This window comes from Mycobacterium sp. MYCO198283, from assembly GCF_021213805.1.
In the GTDB taxonomy this organism is placed as follows: domain Bacteria; phylum Actinomycetota; class Actinomycetes; order Mycobacteriales; family Mycobacteriaceae; genus Mycobacterium.
Window position 1 is genome coordinate 239,091 of the sequence record NZ_JAJQJI010000001.1, and the last position, 15,767, is coordinate 254,857.

Consider the following 15,767-nt stretch of genomic DNA (forward strand, 5'->3'; position numbering starts at 1 on the left):
TCGACATCCTTCCCGGGGCAGCAGCTCACCCGGCTCGCTTGCATCGAATTGCGCGCCGCGAATGCGGCTCATTACCAACGAGTGTAGAGCTACCCCCGACGGCGGTTTACGAAAAGCGCAGCTCGATTGTCGACGCGTGCAGAAAAGCACAGCGAATTTTTAGGTACCGGTGCGCGCGCCCGGCGGCGACGACAGCGCGAAGGGCCGGTTGACCAGCTCCTTCGGCGTGGCCGGCGGCCGGGGCGCGTGCCCGCGCGTGCTTTCCTCTTCATTCTCTTAATGTCCGGTTCAAGGATTATGGCAAGCATCACATGGCGCCATCGACGTTTGCGCCGTTGCGTAATCGGTTGACGGTGGTCACCGGACGGGAATGAAACGGCCCCGTCGACGGTTGGACGGAGCGACGGTGGCGGCAGCTGCCCCGGGCCGCAACTTGAGAACAGTCGCTTCGAGCGACCACTCGCCGAGAGGCGCACTCCGCCATCGTCCTTCGACCGCCGGTGCTTCATGCACCGGCGGTTTGTCGTCGGGGGTCTGTCGGCCGGCCTGTTTCGAGGGGGCGCTGCGCGCCTACCGCGGCGCGCTCGGCGATCGCCCGCACAGCGAACACTTGTACGCTTCAGTCAGTAACTCTGTGATTAGCCGAGGCGCCGCCGGTTTGCTGCAATTTCGGTACTGCCGCGTCGCCTGAGCAAACGTTGCGGACTCCGAACTCCGCCCAGAGACAGCGGACCAGCGTGACGATTAGCGGGCCATCCGTGGCTATCGGGCCAGTTCAGAACCTATCCGCTCCCGTTCTCGGTGGGGTTTACCGGTCAGGCCCGAAGCAACGCATACGACGTCGGCAAACGTAGATCCGTTGTTGTTGCTGTTTCCTGCGGAACGCAGCGGGGTAGCTGTAGCGGTGTGACGCGAAACACCAACAATCCGCTGGCAACCGGACCCGAAGACGTTTCACGAGCGCGGCGACGCGGAGAGCGCGTGGCTGCCGCGGGAGTCGAAGGGGGCGGTCCGCCGTGGAATTGACCACCAAGATTGTGCGTTCGGCAGTACCGGCCGTCGCCGTGTGGATCGCTGTCGCCGCGACGCCTGGTGTGGCGTCGGCCGACCCGGCGCACAACGACGCCACCGGCGCCTCGTCGTCTCCCGGTTCATCGTCCCCGGGCGCGTCGTCCCCGGGTTCGTCGGGCACGGGTCCGTCGGGCACGGGCGCCGCATCCGGCGGTTCGTCGGGCACGGGCGCCGCGACTTCATCGTCGTCGTCGTCGAATAACGGTTCCGCCACCGCGGCTGCCTCCTCGGCACAGCGGGCCGGCACCGCAGGCCCGACAGGGAAGGTGGCGGTCCGGCCGTCGCGGATCGACGCCTCGGACGACGACACCGAGCCGGCCGCCGACACCGACGACACCGCCGCAGCGGCAGACCTCAGCACTTCTGCGACCGCCAGTCAAACCGCCACCGCCCCGACTGCCACCGCCCCGAGCAGCACCGCCCCACCGCTCACGGCGCCGTCGAACCGCGCATCGAAAGGCGCCACCCCCGTCGAGCCGGTTGACAACCGTCCCGACCGGTCGCCTCGCCCCGCATCGCCCGATCGTGCGGGCACCCACGTCCGCGTCGCACCCGCGGACGCCGGTGACACGTCCGCAGAACGGCGGGTTTTCGACGACCCGACACGTCTCGTCGCGGCCGACGAACCGACACGACCGACCACGCCGGCGACCGGCAGTCCGGTCGCAGCGCCGGCCGACACCGGCATCTCCGCCAGCATCACCGACCCGACTCCGGTACTGCCCTCCGACGCGGTTGCACCCGCCCAGGCGGCGCTCCCGCCAGCCATCGTCGAACCGGTCCGCGTGCTCGCCGGTGCCCTCGACTTCCTGGCCGTCAACACCAATCCCGACGGTGGCGATCCGGTGCAATCGCCGCTCGCATGGGCCACGCTCGCCTGGGTCCGCCGGCAGTCCGAGTCACCGTCGACCGAGCAGGTGTCGCTGACGCCGCCCGCCGATGCCCTCGCGACCGAAGCGGTCGCCGACACCGCGCCGGAAGCGATCGCCCCGCTCGAAGAGACCCCGCCGGTCGGTGCGGTGGAACCGACAGCGCTCATCGCTGACCAGCCCGCCGCGCTGACCATGTCCACCGCGTCACTCACCGCGGCCACTGCCGAGGGTCCCCCGAGCGCCGACATGGCGGCCATGGCCGCCAGCGCCGAGTCGACCCCCTACCTTCCGTTCGACATGCCGCTCGGTGTCCCGACCGAACAGAAGGTCTACGCGCACTACGTGCCGTGGCTGCCGATCTCCCTCGACAACCTGCCGGCGGAGCAGGACTACTACACCACCCAATACCTGAACCCGTTGGGGGAGGGCGGGGTCCACGCCGCCTACGGCGGCTACCTGCGCGACCGGCCGCTTGCTCGGGCGCCGATCGCCGATCCGAACTGGCAGTATGTCGACGTCGTCACCGAGGTCAACCAGGCCAGGAGCGTCGGCATCGACGGTTTCGCGGTCGACATCGTGTCGCCCGGCGCACAAGCGGACTCGCTCGACCGGCTGTACCGGGCGGCGGCGGCGACCACGGACTTCACCATCCAGCCGACCGCGGACATGTCCGGTTCGCTCGCCTCCTACACACCGGAGCAATTCGCGGACGAGTTCGCGCCCTACCTGCAATCGCCCGGCTCACAGCGACTCGGCGACGGAAGGCCCGTCCTCGGTGCGTTCTACGCCGAGCGCCTGTCACCGACGTGGTGGAACACGGCCCTGACGACGCTGCGCACCACCTATGGCGTCGACGTCGCGTTCGTGCCCACGTTCCTCGATGCCTATTCGAACATGGAGTCGTTCGCGCCCTTCAGCTACGGCTTCAGCAGCTGGGGCGGCCGCAACCCGCAGACGACCGATCCCACCAGCGACTTCCCGTTGCTGTCCGCGGGCCTCGCGCGGCGCGCCCACGAGCTCGGCCGGATCTGGATGCAGCCGATCGCCTTCCAGGACAACCGGCCGCGGGAGGGCGTCTTCGAGGAATCCGGCAACACCGTCACCAACACCAACGGATGGCAGGCCGCGATCAACGAAGGTGCGGAGTGGGCCCAGCTGGTCACGTGGAACGACTACGCGGAGATGACCGCGATGGCGCCCTCGGAGGACCACGGTTGGCGGATGCTCGACCTGCAGGCCTACTACATCTCGCAGTTCAAGTACGGCGAGGCGCCAACGGTGGTGCGTGACGCGCTCTACGTCTCGCATCGCTCCCAGCCCGCCGCTGCCGAGTCCGGTTACGTCGAATCGATGCCGATGCAGCTCCGTCCCGGCACTCCCGCGCCGACCGACACGATCGACGTCGTGGTCTTCGCCACCGACCCGGCGACGGTCTGGGCGAATGCCGGTGGCCAGGTGTCCTCCTGCCAGGTCGGTTCCGGTCGCAGCGTCTGCTCGTTCCCCCTCGCACTCGGCGACATCGTGGTCGGCCTGGAACGCGACGGAGCACTCGTGCAGACCGTCACGTCGCCGTACTCGGTGACCGCGACGCCCGAGGTGCAGGACCTGCAGTACCACGTGGCGGGCGGGCTCCGCTAACCCGCCGGCGAGCTGAGCCGCAGACCCTCGCGGGGGTCTGCGGCCCCGCCATGCCGGTCCATGTGCCCGCTGACGGCGACGGGCGCGTCCGGCGCCGGCGCTGGGCGACGACGGACGAGCCGACCTGCTGTTCTTTAGCCAGTGCTCCGAAATCGGGCGCAATCGCGTCGTCGCAGCCTCCGCCCCGGCAATTGCCGCATTTGCCAGCTTTACCGATCATGAGGTTACCAATCATTCGTTAGCTGACGGGCTCCGATCCGCGCGCCGCAATCGTCCCAAAAAGTTTTCGCTGGGCAACAAATTGGTGCATTATTTACGCGTGGGTCGGTTCTTGCACGAGGACCGGAGCACGCTCGCGCCGGCTGGGTGAACAGTTGTCCTGCCTGCGGATACACCTGCGGTTTCGCTTTGCCTCCGCCGAACGACCCCAGAAAGGAACCTCGTGAGAACTTCGAGTTTCATCGGACGTGTCGGCCCGCTGGCTGTTGCTCTGGGGGTTGGCTTCGCGGTCGCCGCCACCCCCGGTCAAGCGTTTGCCGACACGACGGGCGCGTCCGCTTCCACGGCCGGGTCGGCGTCGAAACCCGCTGAGTCCGCCTCGGTGGCGGGCGGGTCGGCGGCGGGCGCTTCGTCGGCGGGCGCATCGTCCGCTGCGGGGGCGGCCAAGGAATCGGCCGAGAAATCCCCGTCGAGTTCCGCCACCGCGTCGGGCACGTCATCAACGACGTCATCAACGGCAGCGGCGGCGGACACGTCCGGCCAGACCGCCACCGCCGCGGGCACCACCGCGGCGACGAAGACCGATGCGCAGCAGACGGCGGACGAGCACTACGGCACCGCGCTCGAGAAGGCAGCCGAGCAGCACGAGCACGAATCCGCGACGCCCAAGCCCGTCGATCGCCCGACACCCGTGGTGATCGCCGGGGACGCGAACGCGGCCGGAGGCAACCCCGGATCCGTCACGTCCGGCGCCCCGAGCAGCACCGGCACGCCGCCGGCGACGTCCACCGGCCGCGACACCAACCAGCGGACCGCGACAGCAGACCGGCATTCGAACGCCCGGGGCGTCGGCAACCGACCGGACGCCACCGCCGCCGCCGCCGCCCCCACCAACGCCAACGCCGACAAGATCGAACGACCGGCTGCCGCGCCGACATCGGCGGTCGCTGCCAGTAACGGCACCGTGGCCGTCGACGCCCCGTCGGTGGTGGAGACGATTCCGGCCACCGGTCGGAGCACCACCGTCGCACAGCAGGTTTCGCGCACCGGCATCAACGCCGAGGCGTCCCTGCCGCTCGCAACGATCTCCGCCGTGGTCAACAACGTCGTGGGCAGCGTGCTCAACCCGTTGCTCAACGGGACACCGGATGCGCCCGCCGCGTCGCCGGCCCTGTGGGCGCTGCTGGCATGGACGCGCCGGCAGTTCGGCTCGAACCAGGTCGTCGCGCCCGCGAGTTCGACGGTCTCGACGTCGGCCTCGCTGACCGCCGAGGCGACGTCGGCCTCGCTGACCGCTGGGTCGACGTCGACCGTCTCGAGGTCAGCCCTGGCAGCAACCACCTCGGCGCCGACCACCTTCGCGGCGGCCGCGGTGACCACGGCCGCGGTGGCGAACGCCGCGCCGACGGCCACCGCTCCGCCGTCAGTGGGCACGCCGAACGCGACCACCGGCGTGGTGTCGGGGTCGTTGAATGTGAAGGATCCCGACGGCAGTCCGTTGACCTACACGGTGAGCACCGCGCCGCAAGCGGGCACCGTCGCCGTCAACTCGGCGGGCACCTTCACCTACACACCGACGACGGCGGCCCGGCTGCGGGCGGCCGCGACCCCGTCGGCCGATCCCGACAGCTTCACCGTGAGCGTGAGCGACGGCACCGCGTCGACCGCGGTCACCGTCAGCGTGCCGGTGCTGCCGGCGCAGCTGACCAATCAGTCGTCGACCACCGTGGGCACCAACCCGTTCGGCGTGGCGGTCGCCGGCAGCCGGGCCTACGTCGCGAACCAGGGCAATGACAGCGTCTCGGTCATCAACACCTCGACCAACGCCGTCGTGGCGACCATCAACGTCGGCTCGTCGCCGATGGGCGTCGCGGCCAGCGCCGACGGCTCCCGGGTGTACGTCGCCGGCAACAACACCGTGTCGGTGATCAACACCGCCACCAACACCGTCGTCAGCAACATCACCACCGGTGGCGGCCAGTCCTACGGGATCGCGGTCAACCCCAGCGGAACCCGCGTCTACGTCACCCAGACCGGCAACAACCGCGTCGTCGTCATCAACACCGCCACCAACGCGGTGGTCGCCAACATCACCGTCGGCGCCACCCCGGGCGGCCTGGCCGTCAGTCCCGACGGCACCCGGGTCTACGTCGCCAACTTCAACGCCAACACCGTCTCGGTGATCAACACCGCCACGAACACCGTGGTCGGCTCCGCGATCGCCGTCGGCGCCAACCCCTACGGTGTCGCCGTCACCCCCGACGGCACCCGCGTCTACGTCACCAACGCCGGCAGCAACAGCGTGTCGGTGATCAACACCGCCACCAGCGCCGTGGTGGCAACGGTCGCCAACGTGGGGTTGACGCCTTGGGGGCTGGCGATCAGCGGTGACGGCAGCACCGTCTACGTCGGCAACTCCGACGACCGGGTCGCCGTGCTCGACAGCCGTACCAACACCATCGTCACCACCCTGCAGATCGACAGCGCACCGGAGTCCAACTACCACACCATCGCGCTGGGACCCGACGGGCGCACCATCTACGTGACCGACTTCGCCGACCGCGCGGTGCGCACCGTGACGCTGGTGCGGGGCAACACGGCCCCGGTGGCCGGTGGCGCGCCCACCGTCGGGACGCCGAACGCCACCACGGGCGCGGTCACCGGCTCGCTGGGCGTCACCGACCCCGACGGGGACTCGCTGTCCTACACCGTCACGGGCAGCCCCACCGGCGGAGGCGTGACGGTGAGCAACGGCACCTACACCTACACGCCGACGACGACCGCCCGCCAGAACGCGGCGCAGACACCGGGCGTCGACACCGACAGCTTCACGGTCACCGCCAGCGACGGCCAGGCCTCGGTCAACGTCACCGTGACGGTGCCGATCTCGCCGCTCACCGTCAACCGGCCACCCACGGCGACCGCCCCGCCCACGGTCGGCACGCCCAACGCGACCACCGGCGTCGTCACCGGCTCGCTGAACGTCACCGATCCCGACGGCAATCCGCTCACCTACACCGTCAGCGGTCCGCCCTCGGGCGGGACGGTGAGCGTCGCCGGCGGCAACTACACCTACACGCCGTCGGCGACCGCCCGCCAGAACGCGGCGCAGACCCCGGGAGCCGACGCCGACACCTTCACCGTCACCGTCAGCGACGGCCAGGCGTCGGTCAACGTCTCGGTCACCGTGCCGGTGCTGCCCGCCAACCGCGCACCCGTGGCGTCGGCCGCGCCCACGGTCGGCACGCCCAACGCGACCACCGGCGTCGTCACCGGCTCGCTGAACGTCACCGATCCCGACGGCAACCCGCTCACCTACGCCGTCAGCGGCCAACCGTCGGGCGGCACGGTCACCGTCATCAGCGGCAACTACACCTACACGCCGTCGGCGACCGCCCGCCAGAACGCGGCGCAGACACCGGGACCCGACGCCGACACCTTCACCGTCACCGTCAGCGACGGCCAGGCGTCGGTCAACGTCTCGGTCACCGTGCCGGTGCTGCCCGCCAACCGCGCACCCGTGGCGTCGGCCGCGCCCACCGTCGGCACCCCCAACGCGACCACCGGCGTCGTCACCGGCACGCTCAACGTCACCGACCCCGACGGCAACCCGCTCACCTACACGGTGACCGGCGCCCCCGCCGGTGGCAGCGTGACCGTCGCCAACGGCAACTACACCTACACCCCCACCGCCGCGGCGCGGCAGCAAGCCGCCCAAACCCCGGGTACGGATACCGACACCTTCACGGTCACCGTCAGCGACGGCCAGGCGTCGCTCAACGTCGCCGTCACCGTGCCGATCTCGCCGCTCGCCGGCAATCAGGCGCCGGTCGCCACGGCGCCGCCCACCGTCGGCACGCCGAACGCCACCACCGGCGCCGTCACCGGCACGCTCAACGTCACCGACCCCGACGGCAACCCGCTCACCTACACGGTGACCACGGCACCCACCGGCGGCACGGTCAGCGTGACCAACGGCAACTACACCTTCACGCCGACCACCGCGGCGCGGGTGCGGGCGGCCGACACGGCGGCGGCAGATTTCGACAGCTTCACCGTTGGGGTCAGTGACGGCACCGCGTCGATGACGGTGACGGTCAACGTGCCGGTGCTCCCGGCGCAGCTGACCAACCAGGCGCCGACCGCGGTGGGCACCAACCCGTTCGGTGTGGCGGTCACCGGCAGCCGGGCGTACGTCGCGAACCAGGCGTCGAACACCGTGTCGGTGGTCAACACCGCCACCAACGCGGTCATCGCGACCATCAACGTCACCGGCTCGCCGATGGGCGTCGCGGCCAGCGCCGACGGCACCCGCGTCTACGTGTCGGGCGGCGGCGGCGTGTCGGTGATCAACACCGCCACCAACGCCGTCGTCGCCACGGTTCCGCTGAGCGGCGGCCAGTCCTACGGCATCGCGGCGAGCCCCAACGGCTCGCGGGTGTACGTCAGCCAAACCGGCGACAACACCGTGGCGGTGATCAACACCGCCACCAACACCGTGGTCACCAACGTCACCGTCGGCGTCACCCCCGGTGGCCTGGCGGTGACGCCGAACGGCAGCCGGGTCTACGTCGCCAACTTCAACGGCGGCACGGTGTCGGTGATCGACACCGCCACCAACACCGTGGTCGGCTCCGAGATCGTGGTGGGCGCCAATCCCTACGGGGTGGCCATCAGCCCCGACGGCACGCGCGCGTACGTCACCAACGCCGGCAGCAACAGCGTGTCGGTGATCAACACCGCCACCAACACGGTGGTGGGGACGGTGGCCAACGTCGGCGCGACGCCGTGGGGCGTCACGGTGAGCCCGGACGGCAGTTCGGTCCTCGTCGCGAACGGCGACGACCGGATCGCGGTGATCGAAACTCGCACCAACACCGTCATCACCACGACGCAGATCGACAGCGCGCCCGAGGCGGGGTATCACACCATTGCCATGAGCGCCGATGGCCGCACCGTCTACGTCACCGATTTCGCCGACGCGAGCCTGCGCCGGCTGATCGTGGGCACGCCGGCCAACACCGCGCCCGTCGTGAACGGGCCGCCGATCGTGGGGGCACCCAACACCACCACCGGCGCGGTCACCGGATCGTTCAACGTCACCGACCCCGACGGGGATGCGTTGTCCTACACGGTGATCACGTCGCCGACGGGCGGGACGCTGGCCATCAACGGAGCCACCGGCGTGTACACCTACACGCCCACGGCGGCCGCCCGCCAGCAGGCGGCGCAGACCCCGGGAGCCGACACCGACACCTTCGTGGTCCGGGTGGCCGACGCATCGGCCGGCACCTACGTGACGGTCACCGTTCCGATCCTGGCGGCCGGCGCCACCACGTCGACGCCGTACCTGTCCTTCGACATGCCGGTGGGCCAGACCGACAAACTGGTGTTCGCACACTACGTTCCGTGGTTCCCGCTGTCGTTCGACAACCTGCCGGCCAACCAGGACTACTACACGCTGCAGTACCTGTCGGTGAACGGCGAGAACGGCGCGCACGCGGCGTACGGCGGCCTGCTGCGGGACCGGCCGCTGCCGCGGGATCCGGTGACCGGCGAGGACTGGCGGTACGTCGACATCCTCACCGAGGTCGGCCAGGCCAGGAGCGTCGGTATCGACGGCTTCGCGGTGGACATCGTGCTGCCCGCCGCGCAGGACACGGTGATCCGGAATCTGCTTCGGGCAGCACAGAACACGCCCGGGTTCCAGATCCAGATCACGGCCGACATGTCGGGTCCGCTGGGCGGTATGACGGAGGCCGATTTCGCGGCGGCGATGGCGTCCTACCTCGCCTCCCCCGGTTCACAGCGGCTCAGCGACGGCCGGGCGGTGCTCGGGGCGTTCCTCGCCGAACGCGAGTCGGCGACGTGGTGGAGCAACACGCTGGGCATCATGCGGGACACCTACGGGCTCGACGTCGCCTTCGTCCCGACGTTCCTCAACGCCACCAACTACATCGACTCGTTCGCGCCCTTCAGCTACGGGTTCAGTGACTGGGGTGGCCGGAACCCGGCGTACACCGATCCCAACGCGACCGGTCCCGGCACGCAGGTCGACCACGCCAACGAGGCGCACGCCCTGGGCAAGGTGTGGATGCAGCCGATCTCCTTCCAGGACAACCGGCCCCGCGAAGGGATCTACGAGGAGTCGCAGGCCTCGGTGACCAACACCAACGCCTGGACGCTGGCGATCAACCAGGACGCGGAGTGGGCCATGCTGCTCACCTGGAACGACTACGCCGAGATGACCAACATGGCGCCGTCGGTGGAGCACGGCTACGACATGCTGGACATGCAGGCGTACTGGATCGCGAAGTACAAGTACGACGTCAACCCGACGGTCGTGCGCGACGCGGTGTACGTCGTCCACCGCAGCCAGCCCGCGGCGGCCGATCCCAGCTATCCGGAGACGCTCGAGATGAGCATCCGGCCCGGCACGCCGGCGGCGGTCGACATCGTGGAGGTCGTCGTCTTCGCCACCGAGCCCTCGACGGTGGTCGCCACCATCGGCGGTGTCACCTCGTCGTGCTCGGTGGGCAGCGGTCGCAGCACCTGCACCTTCCCGCTGCAGGTCGGCGACGTCACCGTGGCGCTGGTGCGCAACGGCACGACCACCACCCTGGTGAACTCGCCCTACACGGTGACCGCCACCCCGACCGTGCAGGATCTGCAGTACAACATCTCGGGCGGACTGCGCTGACCACCCGGAGCGGGCCGTCCTGAACCGGGCGGCCCGCTCAGGGCCGGAGGGCCTGCGGTAAGCGGTGGTCGGCGGGCAGCACCAGCCGGCACGCCCCGCCGCTGCCGTGGTGGATGCGGTGGGTCGCGGGGACCAGCCGGTCGGCGGTCGAAAGTGGCTCTCCGGTACCGGGATTCGGCGCGAACCTCGGATACGAGCCGCCGGCGATCAGCACCCGGAGCCGGGTGCCGGCGCTGAACCGGTGCGCGATCGCGTCGAGTTCGACGGTGACGTGCCCGATGTGGCCGGCGGGACGCGACGCGAGCCGGCGGTAGCCGTCGCTGATGTTGGTCGAGCGGCCGTCGGCGGCCACGCTGCTCACCCGGACCAGGACGTCGACGTGCGGGTTGTCGGCCGAGTGCACCAATTCGACACGCGGAGAACCGATCACGTAGAGGTCCTCGGTGAGCGGCGCACCGGTGAACGTGAGCACGTCGTGGCGATTCGCCAGCGCGGTGTCGTCGAGCTGGCCGCCCGCCGGCGACAGCAGCCGGCCGCCGACCGTGGGCGTCGGATCGCCGGGGTCGTAGGTGAACGACGACGGCGGTGCGTCCGCCGGCGGCGGCTCGTCGGCCAGCCGGCGATCGGGCTGCAGATACAGCACGCGGCTGGGCATGGCGGGTGGCCAGTGCGAGGTTCCCACCCAGCCGTGGCCGGTGACGAAGAGCCGCACCGGATCCCGGCGCGGCGGCACCGCGCTGCGGGCATCGAGATGGGTGCCGAACCACTGCAGCGCCTCGGGGAGGAACGTCTTGGCTCCCATGCGCAGCATCCTCGCGTGGGTCCAGGGTCCGATGGTCAACCCGACCGCCACACCGCGGTCGGCCAGCCGCGCGTACTGCTGCAGCGTCTGGTCGAGGAAGACGTCCTGCCAGCCGTTGATCAACAGGATCGGCACGTCGGCCCGGTCCATCGCGTCGCCGAAACGCTGTGCGTCCCAATAGGGGTCGTCCCGGTTGGAGTGGTCGAGCCACGACTCGTACCATTGCGCGCCGGTACCGAGCACGGCGCGGCCCGATGCGCGCAGCGGCAGCGGCGGGCCGGCGGGCGGCTCCTCGGCGTGGCCACGGCGCGGCACCAGCCCGCGAAGGCGGCGGACGAGCGGATCGCCCTGGTTGTGGTTGGCGACCCCGTTGCTCCACCCAAGGAAGTCGTCGACGGCGAAGGTGCCGGTGGCCCACGCGGCGCTGTAGTCGTGTGGGCCGGTGAGGACGACGGCGGCCTTCAGCTCGGCCGGCGGGTCCTGCAGCAGCGCCCACTGCGTGAGCCCCAGATAGGACATGCCGATGGTCGCGAGGCGTCCGGAGAACCACGGCTGGTCGCGAAGCCAGGCGACGGTGTCCTGGCCGTCCGCCGCCTCGTTGACCGCCGGTTCGAACACGCCGCCGCTGCCGTACGTGCCGCGCACGCTCTGCACCACGACGTGATAGCCGCGGGCCGCGAAGACCTGCCCGAAGAACAGCGGCAACGGGTATCCGCGGCCGTAGGGCGCCCGCAGCAGGATGCAGTCCGCCGGCCCGGCCACATCGGGGACGTAGCGATCCGCCAGCAACTCGACGCCGTCGCGCATCGGGATCCGCACACCGCGGCGTACCGCGTAGCGGTGGGTGATGGGCGGCAGCCGCAGCAGCCGGCGCAGCGCCCGGTCGGCGGCGCGCCTCGCCAGCGCGCCGGCACGTGGTTCGCCGACCTCATCGGTAGACGCGCTCATCGCCCCAGCGTAGAGGCGATCACCCGCGCGAATAGCCCGAATTGCGGTGCAGCGGCGCAGGTTCTGCGTAAGATCGGTCCGATTCCGTGAGGGGGGACATGGCACGTGGTGACGGGCGCGCCGGCGCGCCGAGTCGGCTGGTGACTCCGGAGACGTTCGTGGCAGCGGGCCGACGTCCGGGTGACGCCGAGGTGGTGGTGGTCGCCGGTGACAGCGTCGCCTACGGCAAGGTCAGCGGCGACTTCATCGCCATGGTCCGCGACGACCTGCCGCCGGGCAAATATGAATTCGTCAATGCGGGCGTGGGCGGTGAGCTCTCCTACAATCTGCTCGCGCGATTGGACGCCGTCATCGCGTGCCGTCCCGACGTCGTCGTCATCCTCATCGGCACCAACGATGCGGCCGCGCACATCAACAGCGCCTGGCGCGACCGTTACGTCAAGCGCCAGAACCTGCCCCGCACGCCGAGTCTCGAGTGGTTCCGCGAGAACGTGTCCGAGATCGTGCGGCGGCTGCAGCAGGAGACGTCCGCACGCATCGCGCTCATCGAGATCCCGCCCATCGGCGAGGATCTGGGCAGCGCGTACAACCGGCACGTCAAGGAACACAACGCCGCGCTCCGCGCCATCGGTGAGACCGCCGGGGTCGAGGTCCTTCCGCTCTACGAGCGGCTCGTGGCCGCCATCCCGCCCGGCCACAAGCCGCCCCGATTCACCGGACAGTCGCACCCGATGCTCACCGCCGCACTCGCCCACCGCTTCCTGCGCCGCAGCTTCGATCGGATCTCCGACCGACGGGGGTTCGCGGTGCTCACCGACAACATCCACCTGAATGAGCGGGCGGCGCGGCAGGTCGCCACCCTGGTCGAGGAGTTCCTCCGGCGCTAGCCTGCGCCGGCCTTGGCTGGGGACGGCGCCGGTGTGTCACCATCGAGTTATGAGCTTCGGTCGCATCGCGCGTGGAGTGTCCGCTGTTCTTCTCGTCGCCCTCGGGCTGCTGACGCCGGGGTGGTCCCACGGGACCGCCTCGGCGGCACCGTGTTCGGACGTCGAGGTGATCTTCGCTCGTGGCAGCTTCGAGGAGCCCGGCCTCGGGCCCACGGGCCAGAAGTTCGTCGACGCGCTGCGGGGCCGGCTCGGCGGCAGGTCGGTCGACGTGTACGCCGTGAGGTATCCGGCGAGCGGCGACATCAAGGGCTCGCCGCCGGCCGGGGCCGCCGACATGTCCGCCCGCGTGAATTCCGTGGCGGCGCGCTGCCCCGGCACCCGGCAAGTGCTCGGGGGCTACTCCCAGGGCGCCGGCGTGGTCGATCTGGTCACCGGCGTGCCGGTGCTCGACCTGCCGCTCACGCCGCTGCCGCCGCAGTCCGCCGACAAGGTCGCCGCGATCGCGGTGTTCGGCAATCCGTCCATCAGCATGGGCGCGGGCCCCATCACCACGGCGAGTCCCGCCTTTGGGGGCCGCACCATCGACGTGTGCATCCCGCTGGATCCGATCTGCACTCCCGGCGGGCTCGGTTTCTCGATCGCTCACAGCCTCTACGCCGACTACGGGGCGGTCGATCAGGCGGCGGACTTCGTCGCCGCCCGCATCTAGGGGGCTGTCGGCGCCGGCCGGCTCCCGGGTGTCGGCGGGTTATCGACGCGGTCGACGGGGGTACGCGACGGACAACGACGACCGAGGAGACGGCATGGCTATCTGCGACACCTGCGGCAACGACTACGACAAAGCCTTCACGGTCACGTGGGGCGACGACAAGTCAGCGACGTTCGACAGCATCGAGTGCGCGGCCGTCGCCATCGCGCCCGAGTGCGCGCACTGCGGCGTTCGCATCCTGGGCCACGGCGTCGAGGACGAGAACGCGATCTACTGCTGCGCCCACTGCGCGCGCAAGGCGAGCAACGCCGACATCAACGACCGGTATCCGGTGCCCGCGGGGGCCTGAACGCCGTAGCGGGACGGGTTCGCGCCGTCAGCTGCCGGCGGCGGTCAGCGAATCGTCGCGCTCCAGCACGAAGAAGTACGGCCGCGTCGATCCGCGGAGATCCATTGCGCCGAGGACGCGGTCGCCGTCGATGCGGCGGAACACGTCGTTGATCGGCAGCTGGTCGTAGATCATGGTCGCCGTGTCCACGCCGCGATAGCGGGTGGTGCGCAGCCGCCCTTTCGGTGCCCGGGTGCGCAGCACCGGCCGGACGGCGTTGATGGCGCCGCGCAGCCGAAGGCGCTTCAGCTGCGGCACCCGCGTGGCGACCCCCATGCCGCCGAACACCCGGATGGGGTCGACCGCCCACAGCGACGTTCCGCCGCGGCTCGGGAACAGCAGCGGGTGAACGGTTTCGGCGTCGACGAACTGTTTGCCCCACCACCCGCTGGCCGCCAGGATCCCGTCCAGCGGGTGGCCGGTCGGCAGTTCGGCGCCGTGCCAGGTTCCGATCATCTCGTCGGCCGACACCGCCGGGGCAGCATCGAAGACCGCCAGCGCCTCGTCCGCGGTTCGGGGGACCGTCGGAAACACATCGGTGAGCGACACGGCACCACGGTACTTGACGGGTGTCAAATGGGTCGACAGGCACAATTTCGGAATGCCCGTCGACGCCTCATGCCCCTGCGGCAGTGGTCAGTCGTTCGGCCGCTGCTGCCGGCCGCTGCATGCGGGCGAGCGCCAGGCCGCGACCGCGGAGGAATTGATGCGCTCGCGGTACGGCGCATACGCCGTCGGCGACCTCGACCATGTGTGGCGGACGTGGCACCCCCGCACGAGGCCGGACCGGTTGCTACCCGACGCCGGTGTGGAGTGGATGGGCCTGCAGATCGTCGACGTCGCCGCCGGCCAGGTCGGGGACGCGACCGGTGCTACCAGGGTGCGACAGCCCAGTCAGCCGGTCAGATAGCGCTGCACCGTCGGCCCGATCCACGACACGATTTCGTCGCGGCTCATCGCGACGACCGGCGGGAGTTCGAGGACGTAGCGGCACAGCGCGAGGCCGAGGATCTGCGTAGCGATCAGACCTGCGCGGCGTTCGGGCTCGCCGGGCGCTGCGCCGGCGACCGCCGGCAGCAGCTGCTGGGCAAAGATCTCCTGCATGCGCTGCGCCACCGCGGGGTTGGTGGTGCTCGACCGCAACAGGACCACCAGCGCCTCGTCGTCCTCCCATTGGGCGAAGAAGTGGCCCACCATGGCCGCGCCGAGGTCGTCGGCGCCTACACCGGCCACGTCGGGAAGCTGGAGGTCGAACTCCGCGGCCGCGGCGAACAGCTGCTCCTTGCTGCCGAAGTAACGCATCACCATCGACGGATCGATGCGGGCGTCGGCGGCGATCGCCCTGATGGTTGCCGCGTCATAGCCGGCTGCGGCGAAGCGGTCGCGCGCCGCCCGCAGGATGTCCGACTTGGTCTGCTCCGACGATCGCCTCATGCCAACAACCGTAGGCCAACGCCTGTTGACTTCGCGTGGCTCGCCGGGCAAGCTGGACGATGCCAACAGTTGTTGGCATAGCTGAGCAGCCGAGGAGGC

10 protein-coding genes are annotated in these 15,767 nt (G+C 70.3%); 6 read left to right on the plus strand and 4 right to left on the minus strand.

Features of this window, described 5'->3' with window-relative positions:
- Positions 1-1,337: 1,337 nt before the first annotated feature.
- Complete coding sequence (locus LV457_RS20150; protein WP_232168525.1) at positions 1,338-3,581, plus strand: glycoside hydrolase family 71 protein; 2,244 nt, start codon at positions 1,338-1,340, stop codon at positions 3,579-3,581.
- Between the two features lie 525 nt (positions 3,582-4,106).
- Here LV457_RS20150 and LV457_RS01165 read toward each other — a convergent pair.
- Complete coding sequence (locus LV457_RS01165; RefSeq protein WP_232168526.1) at positions 4,107-4,367, minus strand: hypothetical protein; 261 nt, start codon at positions 4,365-4,367, stop codon at positions 4,107-4,109.
- A 124-nt stretch (positions 4,368-4,491) separates the two neighbouring features.
- Here LV457_RS01165 and LV457_RS01170 point away from each other — a divergent pair, with 124 nt between their 5' ends.
- Positions 4,492-10,500, plus strand: coding sequence for an endo-1,3-alpha-glucanase family glycosylhydrolase (locus LV457_RS01170; protein ID WP_232168527.1), 6,009 nt, complete (start codon positions 4,492-4,494; stop codon positions 10,498-10,500).
- Positions 10,501-10,537: 37 nt separating this feature from the next.
- Here LV457_RS01170 and LV457_RS01175 read toward each other — a convergent pair whose 3' ends face one another.
- Positions 10,538-12,250 carry a CocE/NonD family hydrolase gene (locus LV457_RS01175; protein ID WP_232168528.1) on the minus strand — a complete coding sequence of 571 codons (1,713 nt, stop codon included), beginning with the start codon at positions 12,248-12,250 and terminating at the stop codon, positions 10,538-10,540.
- A 98-nt stretch (positions 12,251-12,348) separates the two neighbouring features.
- Here LV457_RS01175 and LV457_RS01180 point away from each other — a divergent pair, with 98 nt between their 5' ends.
- From LV457_RS01180 to LV457_RS01190, 3 genes are all read left to right on the plus strand, one after another.
- A complete protein-coding gene (locus LV457_RS01180) occupies positions 12,349-13,137 on the plus strand; it encodes a GDSL-type esterase/lipase family protein (protein ID WP_232168529.1) in 789 nt (262 codons plus the stop codon).
- Between the two features lie 76 nt (positions 13,138-13,213).
- Complete coding sequence (locus LV457_RS01185; RefSeq protein ID WP_232168530.1) at positions 13,214-13,846, plus strand: cutinase family protein; 633 nt, start codon at positions 13,214-13,216, stop codon at positions 13,844-13,846.
- Positions 13,847-13,940: 94 nt separating this feature from the next.
- A complete protein-coding gene (locus LV457_RS01190) occupies positions 13,941-14,195 on the plus strand; it encodes a hypothetical protein (protein ID WP_232168532.1) in 255 nt (84 codons plus the stop codon).
- 27 nt (positions 14,196-14,222) lie between these two features.
- Here LV457_RS01190 and LV457_RS01195 read toward each other — a convergent pair whose 3' ends face one another.
- Positions 14,223-14,783: a DUF4334 domain-containing protein gene (locus tag LV457_RS01195; protein WP_232168533.1), complete on the minus strand. Its 561-nt coding sequence runs from the start codon at positions 14,781-14,783 to the stop codon at positions 14,223-14,225.
- Between the two features lie 52 nt (positions 14,784-14,835).
- Between LV457_RS01195 and LV457_RS01200 the strand changes: the two genes are divergently transcribed.
- A complete protein-coding gene (locus LV457_RS01200; protein ID WP_308192152.1) occupies positions 14,836-15,144 on the plus strand; it encodes a YchJ family metal-binding protein in 309 nt (102 codons plus the stop codon).
- Here the strand turns inward: LV457_RS01200 and LV457_RS01205 are convergent.
- Positions 15,129-15,668 carry a TetR family transcriptional regulator gene (locus LV457_RS01205; protein ID WP_232168534.1) on the minus strand — a complete coding sequence of 180 codons (540 nt, stop codon included), beginning with the start codon at positions 15,666-15,668 and terminating at the stop codon, positions 15,129-15,131. The genes LV457_RS01200 and LV457_RS01205 overlap by 16 nt on opposite strands.
- Positions 15,669-15,767: the final 99 nt, after the last annotated feature.

Excerpts from the sequence above, each read along its gene's own strand:
- LV457_RS01205 (WP_232168534.1), bottom strand. The coding sequence starts at position 15,668 with ATGAGGCGATCGTCGGAGCAGACCAAGTCGGACATCCTGCGGGCGGCG.
- LV457_RS01200 (WP_308192152.1), top strand. The coding sequence starts at position 14,836 with ATGCCCGTCGACGCCTCATGCCCCTGCGGCAGTGGTCAGTCGTTCGGC.
- LV457_RS01190 (WP_232168532.1), top strand. The coding sequence starts at position 13,941 with ATGGCTATCTGCGACACCTGCGGCAACGACTACGACAAAGCCTTCACG.
- LV457_RS01175 (WP_232168528.1), bottom strand. The coding sequence starts at position 12,250 with ATGAGCGCGTCTACCGATGAGGTCGGCGAACCACGTGCCGGCGCGCTG.
- LV457_RS01180 (WP_232168529.1), top strand. The coding sequence starts at position 12,349 with ATGGCACGTGGTGACGGGCGCGCCGGCGCGCCGAGTCGGCTGGTGACT.